17 protein-coding genes are annotated in these 18,847 nt (G+C 70.3%); 12 read left to right on the forward strand and 5 right to left on the reverse strand.

Annotated features, from left to right (window positions below; all coding sequences use genetic code 11):
* Positions 1-396 precede the first annotated feature (396 nt).
* Together H4Q84_RS16435 and trpS are read right to left on the reverse strand one after the other, a co-directional pair.
* Positions 397-2,652, reverse strand: a complete 2,256-nt coding sequence (locus tag H4Q84_RS16435) for an SGNH/GDSL hydrolase family protein (protein ID WP_248580160.1) — start codon at positions 2,650-2,652, stop codon at positions 397-399.
* A 171-nt stretch (positions 2,653-2,823) separates the two neighbouring features.
* Entirely contained in the window at positions 2,824-3,774 is a 951-nt protein-coding gene (trpS, locus tag H4Q84_RS16440) for a tryptophan--tRNA ligase (RefSeq protein WP_248580161.1), read from the reverse strand.
* A gap of 191 nt (positions 3,775-3,965) precedes the next feature.
* Between trpS and H4Q84_RS16445 the strand changes: the two genes are divergently transcribed.
* The 5 genes from H4Q84_RS16445 to H4Q84_RS16465 all read left to right on the forward strand — a co-directional run bounded on the left by H4Q84_RS16445 (position 3,966) and on the right by H4Q84_RS16465 (position 7,914).
* A complete protein-coding gene (locus tag H4Q84_RS16445; RefSeq protein ID WP_248580162.1) occupies positions 3,966-5,150 on the forward strand; it encodes an acetoin utilization protein AcuC in 1,185 nt (394 codons plus the stop codon).
* A 207-nt stretch (positions 5,151-5,357) separates the two neighbouring features.
* Positions 5,358-5,555 (forward strand): helix-turn-helix domain-containing protein, encoded by a 198-nt coding sequence (locus tag H4Q84_RS16450; protein WP_248580163.1) that lies wholly within the window; start codon positions 5,358-5,360, stop codon positions 5,553-5,555.
* A 132-nt stretch (positions 5,556-5,687) separates the two neighbouring features.
* Positions 5,688-5,789, forward strand: a complete 102-nt coding sequence (locus H4Q84_RS16455) for an AURKAIP1/COX24 domain-containing protein (protein WP_008356322.1) — start codon at positions 5,688-5,690, stop codon at positions 5,787-5,789.
* 12 nt (positions 5,790-5,801) lie between these two features.
* Positions 5,802-6,785 (forward strand): NAD-dependent epimerase/dehydratase family protein, encoded by a 984-nt coding sequence (locus H4Q84_RS16460; RefSeq protein ID WP_248580164.1) that lies wholly within the window; start codon positions 5,802-5,804, stop codon positions 6,783-6,785.
* Positions 6,778-7,914 carry a lysophospholipid acyltransferase family protein gene (locus tag H4Q84_RS16465; RefSeq protein WP_248580165.1) on the forward strand — a complete coding sequence of 379 codons (1,137 nt, stop codon included), beginning with the start codon at positions 6,778-6,780 and terminating at the stop codon, positions 7,912-7,914. The genes H4Q84_RS16460 and H4Q84_RS16465 overlap by 8 nt, the downstream gene beginning before the upstream one ends.
* A 10-nt stretch (positions 7,915-7,924) precedes the next feature.
* Here the strand turns inward: H4Q84_RS16465 and H4Q84_RS16470 are convergent, their stop codons facing one another.
* The 3 genes from H4Q84_RS16470 to H4Q84_RS16480 all read right to left on the reverse strand — a co-directional run bounded on the left by H4Q84_RS16470 (position 7,925) and on the right by H4Q84_RS16480 (position 11,040).
* Positions 7,925-9,151, reverse strand: a complete 1,227-nt coding sequence (locus tag H4Q84_RS16470; RefSeq protein ID WP_248580166.1) for a DUF5667 domain-containing protein — start codon at positions 9,149-9,151, stop codon at positions 7,925-7,927.
* A gap of 127 nt (positions 9,152-9,278) precedes the next feature.
* Positions 9,279-10,049: a sigma-70 family RNA polymerase sigma factor gene (locus tag H4Q84_RS16475; RefSeq protein WP_248580167.1), complete on the reverse strand. Its 771-nt coding sequence runs from the start codon at positions 10,047-10,049 to the stop codon at positions 9,279-9,281.
* A gap of 100 nt (positions 10,050-10,149) precedes the next feature.
* Positions 10,150-11,040, reverse strand: a complete 891-nt coding sequence (locus tag H4Q84_RS16480; protein WP_248580168.1) for an HAD-IB family hydrolase — start codon at positions 11,038-11,040, stop codon at positions 10,150-10,152.
* Positions 11,041-11,093: 53 nt separating this feature from the next.
* Here H4Q84_RS16480 and H4Q84_RS16485 point away from each other — a divergent pair, with 53 nt between their 5' ends.
* The 7 genes from H4Q84_RS16485 to hemB all read left to right on the forward strand — a co-directional run bounded on the left by H4Q84_RS16485 (position 11,094) and on the right by hemB (position 18,663).
* Positions 11,094-12,644 carry an AMP-binding protein gene (locus H4Q84_RS16485; RefSeq protein ID WP_248580169.1) on the forward strand — a complete coding sequence of 517 codons (1,551 nt, stop codon included), beginning with the start codon at positions 11,094-11,096 and terminating at the stop codon, positions 12,642-12,644.
* Complete coding sequence (locus tag H4Q84_RS16490; protein WP_248580170.1) at positions 12,641-12,889, forward strand: glutaredoxin family protein; 249 nt, start codon at positions 12,641-12,643, stop codon at positions 12,887-12,889. Before H4Q84_RS16485 ends, H4Q84_RS16490 begins: the two co-directional genes overlap by 4 nt.
* A gap of 130 nt (positions 12,890-13,019) precedes the next feature.
* Positions 13,020-13,691, forward strand: a complete 672-nt coding sequence (locus H4Q84_RS16495; protein WP_248580171.1) for a redox-sensing transcriptional repressor Rex — start codon at positions 13,020-13,022, stop codon at positions 13,689-13,691.
* Positions 13,688-14,998, forward strand: coding sequence for a glutamyl-tRNA reductase (locus H4Q84_RS16500; protein WP_248580172.1), 1,311 nt, complete (start codon positions 13,688-13,690; stop codon positions 14,996-14,998). The genes H4Q84_RS16495 and H4Q84_RS16500 overlap by 4 nt, the downstream gene beginning before the upstream one ends.
* Complete coding sequence (hemC, locus tag H4Q84_RS16505) at positions 14,995-15,957, forward strand: hydroxymethylbilane synthase (protein ID WP_248580173.1); 963 nt, start codon at positions 14,995-14,997, stop codon at positions 15,955-15,957. Before H4Q84_RS16500 ends, hemC begins: the two co-directional genes overlap by 4 nt.
* Before the next feature lie 13 nt (positions 15,958-15,970).
* Positions 15,971-17,647: a uroporphyrinogen-III synthase gene (locus H4Q84_RS16510; RefSeq protein WP_248580174.1), complete on the forward strand. Its 1,677-nt coding sequence runs from the start codon at positions 15,971-15,973 to the stop codon at positions 17,645-17,647.
* Positions 17,647-18,663: a porphobilinogen synthase gene (gene hemB / locus H4Q84_RS16515; RefSeq protein ID WP_248580175.1), complete on the forward strand. Its 1,017-nt coding sequence runs from the start codon at positions 17,647-17,649 to the stop codon at positions 18,661-18,663. Before H4Q84_RS16510 ends, hemB begins: the two co-directional genes overlap by 1 nt.
* Positions 18,664-18,847 lie beyond the last annotated feature (184 nt).

Genomic DNA, 18,847 nt, shown 5'->3' on the forward strand with positions numbered 1-18,847 from the left:
GCTCCGTTTCTCATTGTTGAACGTGTTCAATTTCTTGTGGTCCAAACTGTAGGCCATCTTTTGAACATGTTCAATTCACCCGGCGGCTCTGGTTCGTGGGCTGTCTCCGACGGGTTGAGGAAAACAAGCAGCCGTTGGACGGGTGCCGTTCAGGCAGGTGGGCCGCCGGCGTTGGCATCGCCGCGACCACGCAGAGCAGTTGGCAGGCACGGGCGCTCATCGCACACCATCGACTCTGACTCATTCGCACTCAGGCTGGACCCTCCCCATGCCACGCGCGGGAGGCGGAGCAAGGGGCTGTTCGAACCGACTGTCAGCGCGCGACGAATAGACGGGCTTGACCAGGCAGTCTCGAGCCACAACGCCCCGGCTCGACTGGCGTTCCTTCCGAGCCGCTCAGGCTTCGACGTCGCCCGCGGAGAGCTCCTCGTCGCGGCGTCGGGCGGCTTCGCTTCGGCGCCACCCGAAGAACGCGACAGAGCCGACCCACGCGATGAGGAGCACCAGGGCGACCGGGATGCCCCACAGCAGGACGGCTGCCGCGGCGGAGCGAGCGGCCCAGTTCTCGCTTTGCGCCTTGCACCCGTCGTCACCTTCAATGTCGAAGGTCCAGCACTTCCCGGCCACGTTCGTGTCCTTCTCCGACACCGGGGGAAGGCGGTCGGGGTTGATGCGGTCCTTGACCTTCACGAGCTTGTCCAGGCCGCCGGCTGTTTCGAGCCAGCGTTGGAACGCGACGTGGAGGGCGGCGTGGCCACGCTCGTTCGGGTGGAGGCTGTTGTGGTGCCACTGGGTCGGGTTGAACCGTTGCCCGGCGAGGCCACCGACGGAACGGAGGCCGATGAAGTTCAGGCCGGGCCGGCCGTTGTTGTCCGGGTCGCACAGCCGCAGGTCGCTGTCGGTCAGGGCGGTGGTGGTGTTCTCCACGACGTAGAAGCCGTAGTCGCGGGCGGCGGCCCTGATGCGGTCGTTGAGCTTGGTGAGGAAGTCGCCGATGAACTGGACGTCGCCTTCCGACAAGTCTGCTTCAGGGCACGGTGCGTTGTCCGCGTCGATCGGGGATGGGTAGGGCACGACCGCAACGGGTGACTCCGCGAATGTAGAGGCGACCTCTTCGTAGGTCTGCCGGAGCCGGTTCTCGACCCGGTCGAGGTTCCCGTCGCTCCACAGTCGTTCCGGCTCGGGGTCGTTGCAGTCTCCGGGTGCCAGGCAGGTGAGGCCGATGGAGGCGAACCCGGCGTCGTTCCCTCCGATGGACAGCACGACCAGGGCCGGTTCGGGGATGTGCGGCGCGATGAGGTCGTACGCCTCGAGCTGGGTGAGTTCTTCACCGGTAGCCGGCGCCGGGGCCGGCTTCTGCGGGAACCCGATGGTGCGCCGGATGTTGTAGGTGTCGGCGCCCGAGCAGGCCAGGAAGACCACCCCGTCGAACGGCGGTTGGGATCCGGCCAGGGGAGCCCAGGCGGTCCTGGCGCGTCGGCACTCGTTCGCGTCGCCTTCGTCGGTGCCGACGATGAACGTGCCGGCGCCTTCACCGGACATGTAGGAGTCTCCGAGCGAGACGAGCACCTGGTTGCCCTCGGCGGCTGGTGGTGCCGGGAGCTCCTTGTCCTGGCGGGGGGTGAGCCCCATGAGGGCGACGACGGCGAGGACGACGGCGATGTCCGCGAGCGTGAAGGAGGCCAGCGCGAAGATGAGGAGCAGCAGGCCGGCCATGCCCAGGACTGCGACGGTGTTCCCGGTGACGAGCCGCACGGTGACGAGGCTGGCGATCGCAATGACGCCGCCGATGAGCATGGCGAGGATGCGACGGTCCGCGCCGTTGACGGTGAAGTGCCGGATGGCGTGCTCGGACATCAGGCTGGCGACCCACGGGAACGCGAAGACGGCCACCGCGACAAGCGGGGCCGCGACCCAGTTCAGGTCGCGTCCCAGCAGCAGTAGCCCGGCGGCGAACACGGCGCCGACGAGGAGCAGGGTGACGGTGAGCGCCTTGAAGGAGGCGCGGACTTTCCGAAGGCGCCAGCGCAGCCCCTTCCCGGGGCCGGGTTCGTCGTCGATGAGGGCACGGTTGCGGGCGAGGGTGTACCCGAGGATGAAGTACACGCCCAGGATGCCGGCGAGGTAGAAGGTGCTGGGCCGCAGTTTCCAGCTCTCAGGCACCGGGGGGTGGACGAGATCGTAGAGGAGCCCGGCACCGATGACGACGACCACGACGAGGAGGGCCCACTTCACGAACGTGAAGGTCGGGGCGGTGAGCTGCCCTGCCAGCGATTCGGCGTACTGCTCGCGCACCCACAGCGTGGCGATGGCGACGTAGACGACGAACACCGCCAGGACCACCACGCGCGGTGTCTGTGCTTGTGCGAAGAAGAGGAGGGCGACCAGGGCGATGACGAACGCGATGGTCGGCCGGACATGCTGCGCGTCGGCCGCAACCACAGAGGCTGCTTCGTCGAGGGGCGCAGCGGCCGGCGGCGAGGGCGGCGGGGGTGGCTCGCCCGTCCCTCCGGGAGTCCCCACAGGACCGGGAACTGCCTGGGTCGCGTCAGCGGTCTGGGCGTCTGCGTCTGCGTCGGCGCGGTGCTTGCCGGACTCCGCTGGCGACGTCTTGCTGCGCGGCTGGTGGGGGACGGGGACCGACTCGAACATCGGCGCCCCCGAACGAGTTGTGGTGCCCGACCTCCCAACGGGTCGAGTGTGGCCTGAAACTAGCGGCGTACCGGGGCCAGCGCATGACCACTTCTGGGGGTGTGCGGATGGTGCGTGTCCAGGTCGCTGCCGCAGCGCGGGCCTCGTCGAGTTCGCGCGCGACCACCGACGCTAGAGGCCGATCGCGGCCTGGGCAGCGGCGAGCACCGGAGCGGTGACGTCGCGACAGCGCTGCTCACCTGCTGCAAAGACCGACTGCACATGCCCGGGGTCGCTGGCCAGGTCGGCGTGCGCCTTCTGGATCGGGTCGAGCGCCGCCACGACCGCGTCGGTGACGGCGGCTTTCAGCGCGCCGTACGTCGTGATGCCGGTCGCCGAGCCCCCGCACGCGGTGAGGATCTCGAGCAGGTTGGTGACGCCCGGCTTGGCCTCCCGGTCGGGCCGCACGGCATCGGCGCCGACGTCGGAGTCGGTGACCGCGCGCGAGACCTTGCGGCGTACGACGTCGGGCGGGTCGAGCAGGTGGACGACACCGGCCGCGTCGTCGTGGCTCTTGCCCATCTTGGTTGTCGGGTCAGACAGCGACATCACCCGCGCCCCGGCCGGCGGCGCCGTCATCTCCGGCACCGTGAAGACCGGCCCGTACGTCGCGTTGAAGCGCATCGCCAGGTCACGCGTGAGCTCGACGTGCTGGCGCTGGTCGTCGCCGACCGGCACCTGCTCGGGTCGGTAGAGCAGGATGTCGGCCGCCATCAGCACCGGATAGGTGTAGAGCGACGCACGCGTCGAGTCGACGCCTCTACCCTTCTCCTTGAACTGGATCATCCGGTTCAGCTCACCCGTGTACGCCGTGCATTCGAGGACATAAGCCAGCCCGGTGTGCGCCGCCACCCTGCTCTGCACGAACAGCGTCGAGCGGTCGAGACCGACGGCGAGCATCAGCGTCGCGATCTCGTCGGTCAGCGCGCGCAGGGTGGCCGGGGAGTGCCGCACCGTGAGGGCGTGCAGGTCGGCGATGCCGTAGAAGGCGTCGTCCTGCCGTTCGGCCATCGGGCGCAGTGCGCCGAGCAGGTTGCCGAGCGTGAGGTGGCCGGTGGGCTTGATGAGCGAGAGTGTGGTCATGAGGTTCTCCGTGGGTGTGTGCGCCCGCGGAGACCTGCTGCCGAAATGACGACAGGCCGCCCGTGGGCGGCCTGTTCGATGGGTGTGCTCGAAGGGTGGTCCGCCTCAGGCGGCCCACCACAGCTGGATCGAGGTGTTCGGCACGAGTCCATTGAACCACCTTGCGGTGACTGCGGAGTAGCCTCGCGGCCATGGTGGACTGTCCCGGACCGGCAAGCGTGGTCTTCGACAAGACCCTGACCGAATACAACTTCGGACCCTCTCACCCGATGTCGCCGCTGCGGGTCGACCTGACGATGCGGCTGGCCGAGGAGCTCGGGGTGCTCGAGCACCTCGACGTCGTGCCCGCGCCGATGGCCGACGAGGACCTCATCGCCACGGTGCACAGCCGTGACTTCATCGATGCCGTCACGCGGTGCGGCACGACGCCGGGCGCCGAAGACCTCGACCATGGCCTCGGCACCGAGGACGACCCGGTCTTCGAGGGCATGCACGTGGCCGCCGCGCACGTCGTCGGCGCCACCGTCGAGGCATTCCGGCAGGTGTGGAGTGGTGAGTCCCTGCACAGCGCCAACATCGCCGGGGGCCTGCATCATGCGATGGCCGACAAGGCCAGTGGCTTCTGCATCTACAACGACATCGCGGTCGGCATCCAGTGGCTGCTCGACCAGGGCGTCGAGCGGGTCGCGTACGTCGACGTCGACGTGCACCACGGCGACGGGGTCGAGGTGCTCTTCTACAACGACCCGCGGGTGCTGACGATCTCGCTGCACGAGACGGGCCAGATGCTGTTCCCCGGCACCGGGTTCCCCAACGACACCGGCGGTCCGGACGCGGAAGGCACGGCGGTCAACGTCGCCCTCCCGCCGGGCACTGCAGACGGTGGCTGGCTGCGCGCCTTCCATGCCGTCGTACCCCAGGTGCTGCGCGAGTTCGACCCCCAGGTCCTGGTCACCCAGCACGGCTGCGACTCGCACATGGAGGACCCGCTCGCCCACCTGATGCTGTCCGTCGACGGCCAGCGGGCGGCGTACCTCGCCCTGCACGAGCTCGCCCACGAGATCTGCGGCGGCAAGTGGGTCGTCACCGGTGGCGGTGGCTACGCCATCGTCGAGGTCGTGCCGCGCGCGTGGACCCACCTGCTTGCGATCGTCGGTGGCCGGCCGCTGGACCCCGAGACGCTGACACCGCCCATGTGGCGGGAGTACGTCGACACCATGATCGGACGTACGCCCCCGCACCGGCTGACCGACGGCCGGACTCCCGCCTGGCGCGACTGGAGCGAGGGCTACGACCCCGAGACCTGGCTGGACCGGGCCATCCACGCCACCCGGACTGCCGTCTTCCCCTTGCACGGGCTGGACCCGTTTCCCTAGGCTGGCCGGCGACGCGGGGCCGCCGCTCGGGGCATGGACTGGTGGCCCATACGGGCCATTTGCAATGCGACACGCCGGAGCAACTCAAGTTTCTTCAGTCACACCCTTCCCCCGGGTCACTCCAGGCCCTAGTCTCACCAATGCGCCACGTTTGTGACACCGGTGGGGAAGCCGGTGCCGTGCCGCCAGCGAGGATCGGTGCACACCATGGCTGCAGCGGACATGTCAGGCGTCAAGTTTCTGACCATTGCCGAAGTCGCTTCGATGATGAGGGTCTCGAAGATGACTGTTTACCGTCTCGTGCACAACGGCGAGCTCCCTGCCGTGCGCGTGGGTCGTTCCTTCCGGGTCACCGAGGAAGACGTCAACGAGTACCTCCACAAGAGCTTCTTCAACGCCGGCTGACCCCCTCGATCGTGACCTCCGGTCCGGCAGCGCCGAGACCGGATTCTCTGCCCTGACCCACGGCAAGTAGGCTGTGCTGGTCGGTCTGGTCTCCTGTCCGACCGCCACACACTTTTGCTGAAAGGTTTACCCGTGGGTTCTGTTATCAAGAAGCGGCGCAAGCGCATGGCCAAGAAGAAGCACCGCAAGCTCCTGAAGAAGACGCGCGTGCAGCGTCGCAAGCTCGGCAAGTAAGCCTGCCCGATCATGGGGCGGGTCGTTCTGGTCACGGGAGTCTCCCGCGACATCGGTCGACGCTTCGCGCGTGCGGCCGCGGCCGACCCCTCCATTGATCGCGTCATCGGCGTGGACGTCGTCCCGCCGCGGGGTGACATCGGCGCCGTCTCCTTCGTGCGCGCCGACATCCGCAACCCCGTCATCGCGAAGGTCATCGCCAAGGAAGACGTCGACACCGTCGTCCACATGAGCGTGATCGCGACCCCCGGCACCGCCGGGGGCCGCAACACGATGAAGGAGCTCAACGTCATCGGGACGATGCAGCTCCTGGCGGCCTGCCAGGCCGCGCCGGGCGTACGCCGTCTCGTGGTGAAGTCGACGACCACCGTCTACGGCGCGAGCAGCCGCGATCCGGCGATGTTCACCGAGGACATGGGACCCAAGCAGCTGCCCCGCTCGGGTTATGCCAAGGACGTCTACGAGATCGAGGGCTACGTCCGCGGGTTCGCCCGCCGCCGCCCCGATGTCGCGGTGACGATGCTCCGCGCGGCCAACGTGATCGGCCCGCACGTCGTCAGCCCGATCACCTCCTACTTCCGGCTGCCGTTCGTGCCGACCGTGCTCGGCTACGACCCGCGGCTCCAGTTCCTGCACGAGGACGACCTGCTCTCGGTGCTCGGCCATGCGGCCACCGGCGACGTCAGCGGCACCTTCAACGTCGCGGGCGACGGCGTACTCATGCTGTCCCAGGCGCTGCGCCGCCTCGAGAAGCCGAGCGTGCCGCTGCCCGCCTTCGCCGTCGGTCGCACCGGCAGCGTGCTGCGATCGGCGCGGCTGGCCGACTTCTCACCCGAGCAGATCGGCTTCCTGACGTTCGGTCGGGGCGTCGACACCACCCGGATGCGTTCGGAGCTCGGCTTCACGCCGGGCTTCACCACCGAAGAGGCCTTCGCCGACTTCGGCGTCTCTCTGGGCGCGTCCCGGCGCACCGCGAGGGGGGTCGTCAGTGCCTGAGTCCGACGCGCAGATCATCCCGATCGGCACCTCTGGCCGTCCCGGCCGCGGCACCGGCAGGTCCAAGCCGTCGTCGGCCGCCCGAAGCCTGGCCCCGACGAAGAAGAAGGCGCCGGCCAAGCCAGCTCCCGAGCCGGCCGCCGTGAAATCCGCGCCCGCCCCGAAGTCAGCACCGCCCGCGGCAGCCGCCCCCGTCACCAGTGCGACGACCGCAACCGACCGCCACCCGATGGCCGGCATCCCAGTCACCGACTGGCTCTCCGCGTTCCAGCAGGCAGCCGTCGAGCTCTTCGACGACCAGTGGGAGCGCCGGCTGGCCGAGTTCATGGCGTTCCTGCGCCGCCGGCTCGAAGGCGGCTACGCCGTCGACGAGTACGGCTTCGACCAGGAGGTCACCGAGCGCTTCTTCCTGGCAGCCCTGCGACCGATCGCCGAGAAGTGGTTCCGCATCGAGGTGCGCGGCATCGAGAACATCCCCACCGAGGGCGGCGCGCTGGTGGTCTCCAACCACTCCGGCACCGTCCCGGTCGACGGCCTGATGACGATGTCCACCATCCACGACCGCACCGGCCGCTTCCTGCGCCCGCTCGGCGCCGACCTGGTCTTCAAGATGCCGCTGGTGAGCAGCCTGGCCCGCAAGGCCGGCGCAACCCTCGCCTGCAACGAGGACGCCGAGCGGATGCTCACCAACGGCGAGCTCGTCGGCGTGTGGCCCGAAGGGTTCAAGGGCATCGGCAAGCCGTGGTCGGATCGTTACAAGCTCCAGCGGTTCGGCCGTGGCGGGTTCGTCTCGGCGGCCCTACGCACCGGCGTACCCATCGTCCCGCTCTCGGTCGTCGGCGCCGAGGAGATCTACCCGCTCGTCGGCAACATCCCGTCGCTGGCGCGGCTGCTGGGCGTGCCCTACCTCCCGATCACGCCGCTGTTCCCGTGGCTCGGCCCGATCGGGATGGTGCCGCTGCCGTCGAAGTGGCTGATGGAGTTCGGCGAGCCCATCCGCACCGACTCCTACGCTGCGACCGAGGCCGAGGACCCGATGCTCGTCTTCAACGTCACCGACCAGGTGCGCGAGACGATCCAGCAGACGCTCTACACGTTGCTGCTCGACCGCCAGTCGGTCTTCCGCTGACAGCTGCTGATCAGGGGTTGGTCAGGCCGCCCGTGAGGCCACCAACGGTGCCGATCGTGCCATCGACCACCTCGGCGGTGTCCTTGACGACGTCCTCGACCCCGACGACCACGCCCCCGACGACACCACGGTCGGTCGCGGTGGCGCCGGTCAGGGTGCCGGTGATCGTGTCGATGACATCGGTCGCGGTCTTGGTGGTGTCCTTGCCGATGTCCGGGTCGGGCTTCTTCGTGGGCGGCAGCGTCGGCGGCTCAGGGACGGGCACGGGCACGGTGTCGATCACGTCATCGGTGCCGCCCGTGTCGTTGCCCTTGCCGTGACCCTTCGTGCTGTCCCCGGGCAGGTTGGTAGGTGTCGGCAGCTCGATGCCCGGCAGCGACGCCGGAATCGTCACCGCCGTCGAGATGCCGGCCGAGGCCAGCACAGAGGGCATCTCGGTGACACCCGCGCCGGCGCAGGTCGGGCATGCGGCGTTGGCCCGGGCGTCGTACGCCGCCACGGTGCGCGCGGCGTGCAACAGCTCGTCGCGGGCGCCGTCGGGCAGGGTGCCCTCGAGTCGCGCGAGCATCGTCATGCTCTCGCCGGTGAAGTCGCGCAGCTCGGTGATCGAACCCTCGCGGCCGGTGCGCCGGTAGTCGTCGAGCAGTAGCTCGGCCGCCTGGCCAGCCTGGTCGGAGAAGGTGTCGAGCGTGCCGGGCAGCGCCGCGATGCCGGCGGCGGAGCCCTCGCGCGCCAGCTGGTCGATCTCGTCGAGCCGGCCGGAGGCGTTGGCCAGAAGCATGGATGCCTTGGCGCCGTCGCTGGTGGAGACGTCGGTGCGGACGTTCTCGATGGCCCGCTTGACGGGATAGAGCGTCTGGCCCGGCAGTGCTCCCTGGGCAGCGACCGCCACCGAGGCGGTGGCACCGATGAGCGCAGCCCCGCCGAGCACGGTCGCGAGACGGCGCTCGCGGCGGCGCGCTGTCGGGTCGCTGGGCGTCAGGCGAAGACGGGCCTCGGCGGCGGTGTCGACGGTCACGAGCACGGAGTCGGCCTCGACCATCAGCCGCGCGCGCAGGTCGGTGAGGTAGTCAGCACGCGGTGCGGGCGGGGCGACCGCCTGCAGCTGGCTGACCAGGTCGAGCAACGGAGCGAGGGCGGCGGCGTCGCTCCGCGACAGGCTCGAGAGGACGAGGCCCCCCGACAACCCGCTCTCGAACTCTGCAGCCTGTCGACGCGCAGTGAAGACTGGAGTCATCGCCGCCGTCCTTGCTGATCCGTCTGGCTTCCGGCCCCATCACCGGAAAGCGCCTTTGACCGATCCAACGATGCGCGGACGAGAGAGGTTACGGCGGCGGGGGCAGACATCTGGACCATTTCCTGCATCATGACCGCACCCCCTCGGGCAGCCGCTTGGCGAGGTTGCGTACGCCGCGCAGCTGGAGCTGCTTGATGGCGCCGTCGCTGCGCTTGAGGATCGCGGCGGTCTCGGCGATCGAGAGTCCCTGGAGGAACCGCATGACCAGGCAGTCGCGCTGCTCGTCGGGCAGGTCCTTGAGGGCGACCAGCAGGATCTCGTTGGTGAGCTCGGCGAGCACCTCGTCCTCGGGGCCCTCGGTCGAGTCGTCGTGGGCCGCCATGTCGTCGGTGGTCATCTCGAGGCGGGTGCGGCCGGCCTTGAAGTGATCGGTGGCGAGGTTGCGCGCGATGGTCATCAGCCAGGCGCCGAAGTCCTTGCCCTGCCACCGGAAGTTGTTCATGCTCCGCAGCGCGCGGAAGAAGGTCTCCGACGCGAGGTCTTCGGCCAGGGTGGCCGAGCGGGTGCGGTAGTAGAGGAAGCGGTAGACCGAGCCGTGGTAGTGGTCGAAGAGGAGGCCGAACGCCTCCTTGTCGCCGGTGCGGGCCAGCTCGACCAGGGCGATCAGCCGGGTGCGATCGGCCTCGGACTCCTCGGAGGAGGTGGCCAGGTCGGCATCGCCGAAGTCGCCGGGGCCACCGCCACCGGCCGGGACGATCGTGTCGCGGTCGGACGGCGTTGTCGCCTCGGCGTACAGGATGGAGGGGCCGGTGGGGGAGAGCTGCGGGGTCCTCAGGGCAGCGAGAACGGAGGATCTGAGCACATCGAGACCGCGCGCAAGATCGTCCTCTCCCAGCATCCTGAATGCCCTCCCAGACGACCCATCCCCCGGGGCCTACTCAAGAGTAGGTCTGGACGGGCACGTTGTGAACCCGTTCGGGAGAGATAGCCGCGCCGTCTCAGGAGTGGTCGCGCCACCCCTTGATCGCCAGGCCGGCCGCGACCGTGCCGCTCGCGGCGCCGGCGAGGGCGGCGGCCATCAGTCCGGCGCGGGCCGCCTTGCGGCCGGTGCGGTAGTCGCGGATGCGCCAGCCCTGCTCCCGGGCGTGTGCGCGCAGCCGGAAGTCGGGGTTGATGGCGACCGGGTCGCCGACCATCGAGAGCATCGGCAGGTCGTTGACGGAGTCGGAGTACGCCGAGCAGCGGGACAGGTCCAGCCCTTCGCGCGCGGCCAGCGCCTTGATCGCCTCGGCCTTTGCCGGCCCGTGCAGCATCTCGCCCACGAGGCGGCCGGTGTAGACGCCGTTCTCGTGCTCGGCGACTGTGCCCATCGCGCCGGTGAGGCCGAGGCGCCGGGCGATCGTGGTGGCGATCTCGATCGGTGCGGCGGTCACCAACCACACCCGCTGGCCCTGGTCGAGGTGCAGCTGGGCCAGGGCCCGGGTGCCGGGCCAGATGCGGTGCGCCATCGCCTCGTCGAAGATCTCCTCGCCGAGCTCCTCGAGCTCGGCGACGGTGTGGCCGGCGATGAAGCTGAGCGCCGAGCTGCGTGCCTCGGCGACGTGCTCGGGGTCCTCGACCCCGACGATGCGGAAGTAGGCCTGCTTCCACGCGGCGCCGAGGATCTCACGGGTCGTGAAGAACTCGCGGCGGTGCAGGCCCCGGGCGAGGTGGAAGATGCTGGCGCCCTGCATGACGGTGTTGTCGACGTCGAAGAATGCCGCGCTGCCCGCGTCGGCCGGGTGGTCGAGCGCTGCTTCGACCTCGGCGGCGGCGGCCGCTGCCTCGCCGGCGAGGGTCGAACGGCGCTGCAGGTTGGGCGCGCGCCGGGGCTTCTCGGGCGGGGTCACGGCATCAGCCTAGAGGCAGTTCGAGGGGTCGACGCGTGTGGAAGTATCTCCTCATGTCGCGCATCACTGACGTCTCCGAGCTGGTGGCCATCGCCGCCGACGAGAGTCCCGAACGGCTGGCTGTCGTCGAGGCCGGTGGGCGGTCGCTCACGTGGCTCGCCCTCGAGGACGAGGTGGCCCGGCTGGCCACGGGTCTGGGTCACATTGGAGCGCTTGCCGGACACCGGGTGATGGTCGTGATGGGCAACCGTCTCGAGTTCGTGACCTCCTATCTCGGCGTGCTGCGGGCCCAGGCGGTCGCCGTACCCGTGAATCCGAAGTCGACCGCCGACGAGATCGAGCGGATGCTCGCCGACTCCGGCGCCCGCGTGGTGATCGCCGACGGCGATACCGGCGCAGTAGTGCGTGAAGCCGTGTCCCGGCTGGGTTCCGCGCCTCGCGTCGTGCTGGTGGGTGCTCCGGCTGCCGACGGTGAGATGCCCTACGACGACGTGCTGGCGCCCGAGGCCCGGCCGGTGCCGCCGCTGCTCGACCCCGAGAAGCTCGCCGCCCTGCTCTACACCAGCGGCACCTCCGGCCGACCGCGCGGCGCGATGCTCACGCACCGCGCGCTGCTGGCCAACATCGACCAGGTCGCGCAGGTCGAGCCGCCGATGATCCACGGCGACGACGTAGTGCTGGGCGTGCTGCCGCTGTTCCACGTCTACGGGCTCAACGCCGTGCTCGGCGGAGTGCTCCGGCATCGGGCGAAGCTGCTGCTGGTCGACCGGTTCGACTCCCAGGGCACCCTCGACCTTATCGACGACGAGGCGATCTCCGTCGTGCCCGTGGCGCCGCCCGTCTTCGCCCACTGGCTGCCGGTCGAGCACCTCGCGGAGCGGCTCGGACCCGTGCGCCTGATGCTGTCGGGCTCGGCCCCGCTGGCTCCGCAGGTGATCGAGGAGTTCACCCGGGTCTCGGGCATCGAGGTCCACCAGGGCTACGGCCTCACCGAGGCCGCGCCGGTGGTGACGAGCACGCTGTGCAGCGAGGTGTCGCAGGTCGGCTCGGTCGGGGCGGCGCTGCCCGGCATCGAGATCCGGCTGGTCGACGAGCGGGGTGCGACCCCGTCGGGCGAGGACCCGGGCGAGATCTCCATCCGCGGCGACAACCTCTTCAGCGGTTACTGGCCCGACGGCGCGGGCGGTCCCGACGCCGATGGCTGGTGGGCCACGGGCGATGTCGGGTTCCTCGACGCGTCCGGTGACCTGTTCCTGGTCGACCGCATCAAGGAGCTGGTGATCGTCTCCGGCTTCAACGTCTACCCGTCGGAGGTCGAGGACGTCATCCGCGAGCTGGCCACCGTCGCCGACGTCGCGGTGATCGGCGCTCCCGACGGCGTCACCGGAGAAGCCGTCGTCGCCTACGTCGTCCCGTCACCGAAGTCGTCGCCCGCTGACCTCGGTGAGGCGGTCCGCGCCCACGTCGGCACGCGCCTGGCCCGCTTCAAACAGCCGGCCCGCATCGAGGTCGTCGACGAGCTCCCGCTGACGGTCACCGGCAAGGTGCAGAAGGGCAGGCTGCGCGGTCTCGAACGCCGCCGCGCGCTAGGCCTGCTCGAATGACTGCGCGCGTCACCCTCTACGGCCGCGCCGGCTGCCACCTCTGTGACGAGGCGCGGACGGTCATCGCCGCCGTGTGCGAGGAGCTCGGCGAGGAGTACGCCGAGGTCGACATCGACACCGACCCGGCACTGGTGGACCGCTTCGGCGAGGAGGTCCCGGTGACGTTCGTAGACGGCCGCCAGCACGACTTCTGGCGCGTCGACCCCGCTCGTCTTCGCGCTGCGCTGGCCGCCGACTCGACATAGCCGCGTGGGGCTTGTCACATGCCGGCCGCTCAGTTTGTTCTCGCGTTCACAAACTCCTACAGTGATCTGGCCGACCGACCTGAAACGGACCGTCGTAGTCCGGGATCGGCCTGCTGGAAAGAAGCACCCAGTGAGCGCACGGAACTCTGCCGACCCGGCCCGGGACATTCCCGAGGCCACGGTTGCGCGTCTCCCGATCTACCTCCGCGCCCTGACCACGCTCGTCGACGGCGGCACGGCCACCTGCTCCAGTGAGGAGCTCGCCCACGCCACCGGCGTCAACAGCGCCAAGCTGCGGAAGGACCTCTCCTACCTCGGGTCCTACGGCACCCGTGGTGTCGGGTACGACGTGGAGTACCTCCGCTATCAGATCGCCCGCGAGATCGGGGTTACCCAGGACTGGCCCGTGGTCATCGTCGGCATCGGCAACCTCGGCCACGCGCTGGCCAACTACTCCGGCTTCCGCAGCCGTGGCTTCCGGGTCGTGGCCCTGCTCGACGCCGACCCCGAGCGCCACCAGGAAGTCGTCGCCGGAGTCGACGTACGCCCGTTCGACGACCTCGAGCAGATCGTCGCGGACCAGGGCGTTGCCATCGGCGTGATCGCCACCCCCGCTGTCGCCGCCCAGGACGTCGCCGACCGGATGGTCGGGGCCGGCATCACCAGCATCCTCAACTTCGCACCGAGCGTGATCGCGGTGCCCGACGGCGTCGACGTACGCAAGGTCGATCTCTCCATCGAGCTGCAGATCCTCGCCTACCACGAGCAGCGCAAGTCATCGGCCGCCGAGGTGATCGCATGAGCGTCCTCGTTGTCGGCATCTCGCACAAGACCGCGCCGGTCGCGCTGCTGGAGCGTCTCGCGCTCGATGCCGACGGCGCCCGCAAGTTGGCGATCGACGCCGCGGCGAGCGACCACGTCACCGAGGCCGCGGTCATCGCAACCTGCAACCGGCTGGAGATCTACGCCGAGGTCGACCGTTTCCACGGCAGCGTCGAGGAGGTCAGCCGGCTCATCGTCGAGCGCGCCGACGAGCCGGCCGAGTCGCTGGTGCCGCACCTCTACGTCCACTACGACGACGGTGCCGTCTCCCACCTCTTCCACGTCGCCGCTGGCCTCGACTCGATGGTCGTCGGCGAGGGCCAGATCCTCGGCCAGGCCCGCGACGCCCTGCGGGCGGGCCAAGAGCTCGGCACTCTCGGCCCGGCGCTCAACCTCCTCTTCCAGCAGGCCCTGCGTGTCGGCAAGCGCACCCATGCGGAGACCGACATCGACGGCGCCGCACCCTCCCTGGTGACCGCGGCGCTCGACCACGCCACCGGTGAGCGCGGCGGCATCGCCGGCGCGCGCGTCGTCATCGTCGGCGCCGGAGCCATGGCCTCGCTCGCCACCGCCACGGTGTCGCGTTTGGGCGCCGCCTCGGTCACCGTCGTCAACCGGTCGTCCGAGAAGGCCGACCGGCTCGCCCTCGAGTACGCCGCCCGGTCGCTGCCGCTGGAGTCACTGCCCGGCGCGCTGCCCGAGGCCGACGTGCTCATCACCTGCACCGGCGCCGCCGGGCTGCTCGTGACTCGGGCGATGATCGACGCCGCCCGTGGTGACCGCACCGAGCCGCTCGAGATCGTCGACCTGGCCCTGCCGCACGACGTCGACCCGGCCGTCGCCGAGCTGCCGGGAGTCCGCCTCACCGACCTGGCGATGCTCGCCGAGCAGTTGCGCGACGTACCCGCCGCCAAGGACGTCGCCGGGGTCCGCGCGATCGTCGCGCAGGAGATCTCGGCGTTCCTGTCGGCCCGCCGCCAGTCGCAGGTCACGCCGACCGTCGTCGCGCTGCGCTCGATGGCGACCGGGGTCGTCGACTCCGAGATGGCCCGCCTCGACGCCCGGCGGCCCGGCCTCGACGCCGCCACCCGCGCGGAGGTCCTGCACACGCTGCGCCGGGTCGCCGACAAGCTGCTCCACCAGCCGACAGTGCGGGTCAAGGAGCTGGCCAACGAGACGGGTGCCGTGTCGTACGCCGCGGCGCTGGCCGAGCTCTTCTCGCTCGACCCCGAGGCGGTCGACGCCGTGACCCGGGCCGCCGTCAACCCAGCGGAGGAGAAGCGATGACCGCGCCACTGCGCCTCGGGACCCGCGCCTCTGCCCTGGCCACCACCCAGTCCGGCCTCGTGGCGACGATGATCCGCGAGCGACTCGGCCGTGAGGTCGAGCTCGTCGAGGTCAGCACCGAAGGCGACCGCAGCAGTGCCCCGCTGGCCCAGCTCGGTGGCACCGGCGTCTTCGTGAGCGCCCTGCGCGACGCGCTGCTCGGCGGCCAGGTCGACATCGCGGTGCACTCGCTCAAGGACCTGCCGACGACCCCCGCAGACGGCATCACGCTGGTCGCCGTACCCCCTCGCGAGGACCCGCGCGACGTCGTCATCGCCCGCGACGGGCTCACCCTCGGCGAGCTCCCACCCGGCGCCCGGGTCGGCACCGGCAGCCCGCGTCGCGCCGCCCAGATCGGTGCGCTGGGCCTGGGTCTCGACGTCGTCGGCATCCGCGGCAACGTCGACACCCGCATCCGCAAGGTGGCCGAAGGTGAGTACGACGCGGTCCTCCTGGCTCGCGCCGGGCTCGCCCGTCTGGGCCGGCTCGACGAGGTCACCGAGTTGCTCGATCCGCTCCAGATGTTGCCCGCTCCGGGCCAGGGTGCGCTCGCCATCGAATGCCGCAGCGACGCCGCCGAATTGGTGGAAGCGCTCGCGACGTTGGACGATCGCCCCACGAGGGTTGCCATCGAGGCCGAGCGGGCCGTGCTGGCGACACTCGAGGCCGGGTGCTCCGCACCGCTGGGAGCACTGGCCGAGGTCGTCGAAGGCGAAGACGGCGACGAGTTGTGGATCAGGGCGATTGCCCTGACCCTCGACGGCGGGTGGTCGGTGCGGATGAGCGCGACCGGTGCGCCCGACGACGCCGTGGGCGTCGGAACCCGGCTGGCGAGCGAAATGCTTGCCGACGGAGCAGCAGACCTGATGTCACCAGAAGCTCCGCAAGAAGTAGGGCCACCAGCATTGAATGCACAGTGAGGAAGCAGCGCGCATGACTCGAGGCAAGACCACCGCTCCCGCCAGTACCGCCACGGTTCGAGGCTGGGTGTCGTTCGTCGGCAGTGGCCCCGGTGACCCCGGTCTGTTGACGGTCCGCGCCGTCGAGCTCCTGCGCGAGGCCGAGGTGGTCGTCACCGAGGCACCCGAGCACGAGCAGCTGGTGCGCACCCTCCTGGGGCTCCCCGCCCCGGTCGAGACCGACGGCGAGACCGAGATCGAGATCGAGGCCGCGGCCGGACCCGAGTTCGTCGACGGCGGCTTCGGCGACGACGGTCAGCCGCTCACCCACGCCAACCGCTCGAAGGTCGTCGTCAAGTACGGCAAGAAGGCCCGCGTGGTGCGCCTGATGACCGGCGACCCGTTCCTCTACGCCTCCGGTCCCGAAGAGGCGCAGGCCTGCGTCAAGGCCGGCATCGGCTTCGAGATCGTGCCCGGCGTCTCCTCCGTGGCGGCCGTCCCGGCGTACGCCGGCATCCCGCTGACCACCAAGACCAACCGCGAGGTCGCCGTGGTGACCTGCGGCGGCAACGTCGACTGGAGCCTGTACGCCGACGACCGCACCCTGGTGCTGCTGTCGGGCGTCGGCTCGATCGGCGAGACCGCCGGCGCCCTGGTCGCGGCCGGGCGTTCGCCGCAGACGCCGGTCGCAGTGACCCGCGTGGGCACCACCACCGAGCAGGCCACCCTGGTGTCCACCCTCGAGCAGGTGGCCGCCGACGTCCGCGCCGCCCGCGTCGCGCCGCCCGCCATCATCGTGGTCGGCGACGTCGTCGACCTGCGCGAGACGCTGTCGTGGTTCGAGACCAAGCCGCTCTTCGGCTGGCGCGTGCTCGTGCCCCGCACCAAGGAGCAGGCCGGCACCGTCTCCAGCCGCCTGCGTGGCTACGGCGCGGTGCCGGAGGAGGTCCCGACCATCTCGGTCGAGCCGCCCCGCAACCCGCTTCAGATGGACAAGGCCGTGCGCGGCCTGGTCGAGGGCCGCTACGAGTGGATCGCCTTCACGTCCGTCAACGCCGTCAAGGCCGTGCGCGAGAAGTTCGAGGAGTACGGCCTAGACGCCCGCGCCTTCTCCGGACTCAAGATCGCCGCCGTCGGTGACAAGACCGCCGAGGCCATCGCTGCCTGGGGCCTGCGTGCCGACCTGGTGCCGTCGGGCGAGCAGTCCGCTGCCGGCCTGCTGGCCGACTGGCCCGAGTACGACGACGTGCTCGACCCCATCAACCGGGTGTTCCTGCCGCGCGCCGACATCGCCACCGAGACTCTCGTCGCCGGCCTGATCGACCTTGGCTGGGAGTGCGACGACGTCACCGCCTACCGCACGGTGCGGGCCACCCCGCCGCCGGCGCCGACCCGCGACGCGATCAAGACCGGCAAGTTCGACGCCGTCGTCTTCACCTCGTCCAGCACGGTGCGCAACCTGGTCGGCATCGCCGGAAAGCCGCACCCGTCGACGATCATCGCGGTCATCGGGCCGGCCACCGCCAAGACGGCCGAGGAGCACGGCCTGCGGGTCGACGTACTCGCTCCGCACCCCGACGTGCACGAGCTCGTGGACGCGCTCGCCGACTTCGGTGCCGCGCGTCGCCTCGCGATGCTCGACGCCGGTCAGCCGGTCACCAAGCCGTCCGAGCGCAAGCCCTCGGGTCGCCGGAAGGTCAGCTCGAAGTAGTGGCCGCGACCGGGGGTGCGCCCGTATTCGAGCCGGACATCTCCGGCCCGATCATTCGACCGCGCCGGCTGCGCCGCACTCCGTCGCTGCGTCGGCTGGTCGCCGAGACCTCGCTGGAGGCGCGCCAGCTGGTGCTGCCGATGTTCGTGCGTGAGGGGCTCGACGAGCCGCGCGAGATCAGCTCGATGCCGGGCGTCGTGCAGCACACCCGCAGCTCGCTGTTGAAGGCCGCCGCCGAGGCGGCCGAGCTGGGGCTGGGCGGGGTGATGCTGTTCGGCATCCCAGAGCACAAGGACGCCACCGGGTCGGGTGCCATCGACCCCACGGGCGTGCTCAACCTGGCCATCACCGACGTCGTCGCCGAGGTCGGTGACGGGCTGACGGTGATGAGCGACCTGTGCCTCGACGAGTTCACCGACCACGGCCACTGCGGCCTGCTCAGCGTCGACGGCCAGGTCGACAACGACCGGACGCTCGAGGCGTACGCGCAGATGGCGATCGCGCAGGCCAACGCCGGCGTCGACATGGTCGGGCCCAGCGGCATGATGGACGGCCAGGTCAAGGTCGTGCGCTCCGCCCTCGACAGCGTGGAGCACTCCGACGTCTCGATCCTGGCCTACTCCGCCAAGTACGCCTCGGCGTTCTTCGGCCCCTTCCGCGAGGCCATCGGCTCCTCGCTCGACGGCGACCGCCGCACCTACCAGCAGGACCCCGCCAACGCCGTCGAGGGCGTCCGTGAGGCGCTTCTCGACGTCGCCGAGGGTGCCGACATCGTCATGGTGAAGCCGGCCCTGGCCTACCTCGACGTCGTACGACGAGTGCGCGATGCGGTGGACGTGCCGGTCGCCGCGTACAACATCTCCGGCGAGTACGCCATGGTCGAGGCGGCTGCCGCCAACGGCTGGATCGACCGCGAGGCCGCGATCTTGGAGACGCTCACCTCGATCCGGCGGGCCGGCGCTGATGTGGTGCTGACGTACTGGGCGGCCGAAGCCGCTCGCCTGCTCGCCCGCTGACCGCGACACACCAAGTGGCCCACGATCGGTCCGGCGGCGCACGCAGACACGGCGGGGGCTAAAAGCGCGCCGTGGCGCCGCGCAACGGCGAAGTACCAAAGCCTGCCCCACCGCGGCGACACGGCACGCCTGTCCCCCGCCGTGTGTGCGGGAGCGGCCGGGCAGCGACCGGGGGCCAGCGCCC

This window comes from Nocardioides sp. InS609-2, from assembly GCF_023208195.1.
In the GTDB taxonomy this organism is placed as follows: domain Bacteria; phylum Actinomycetota; class Actinomycetes; order Propionibacteriales; family Nocardioidaceae; genus Nocardioides.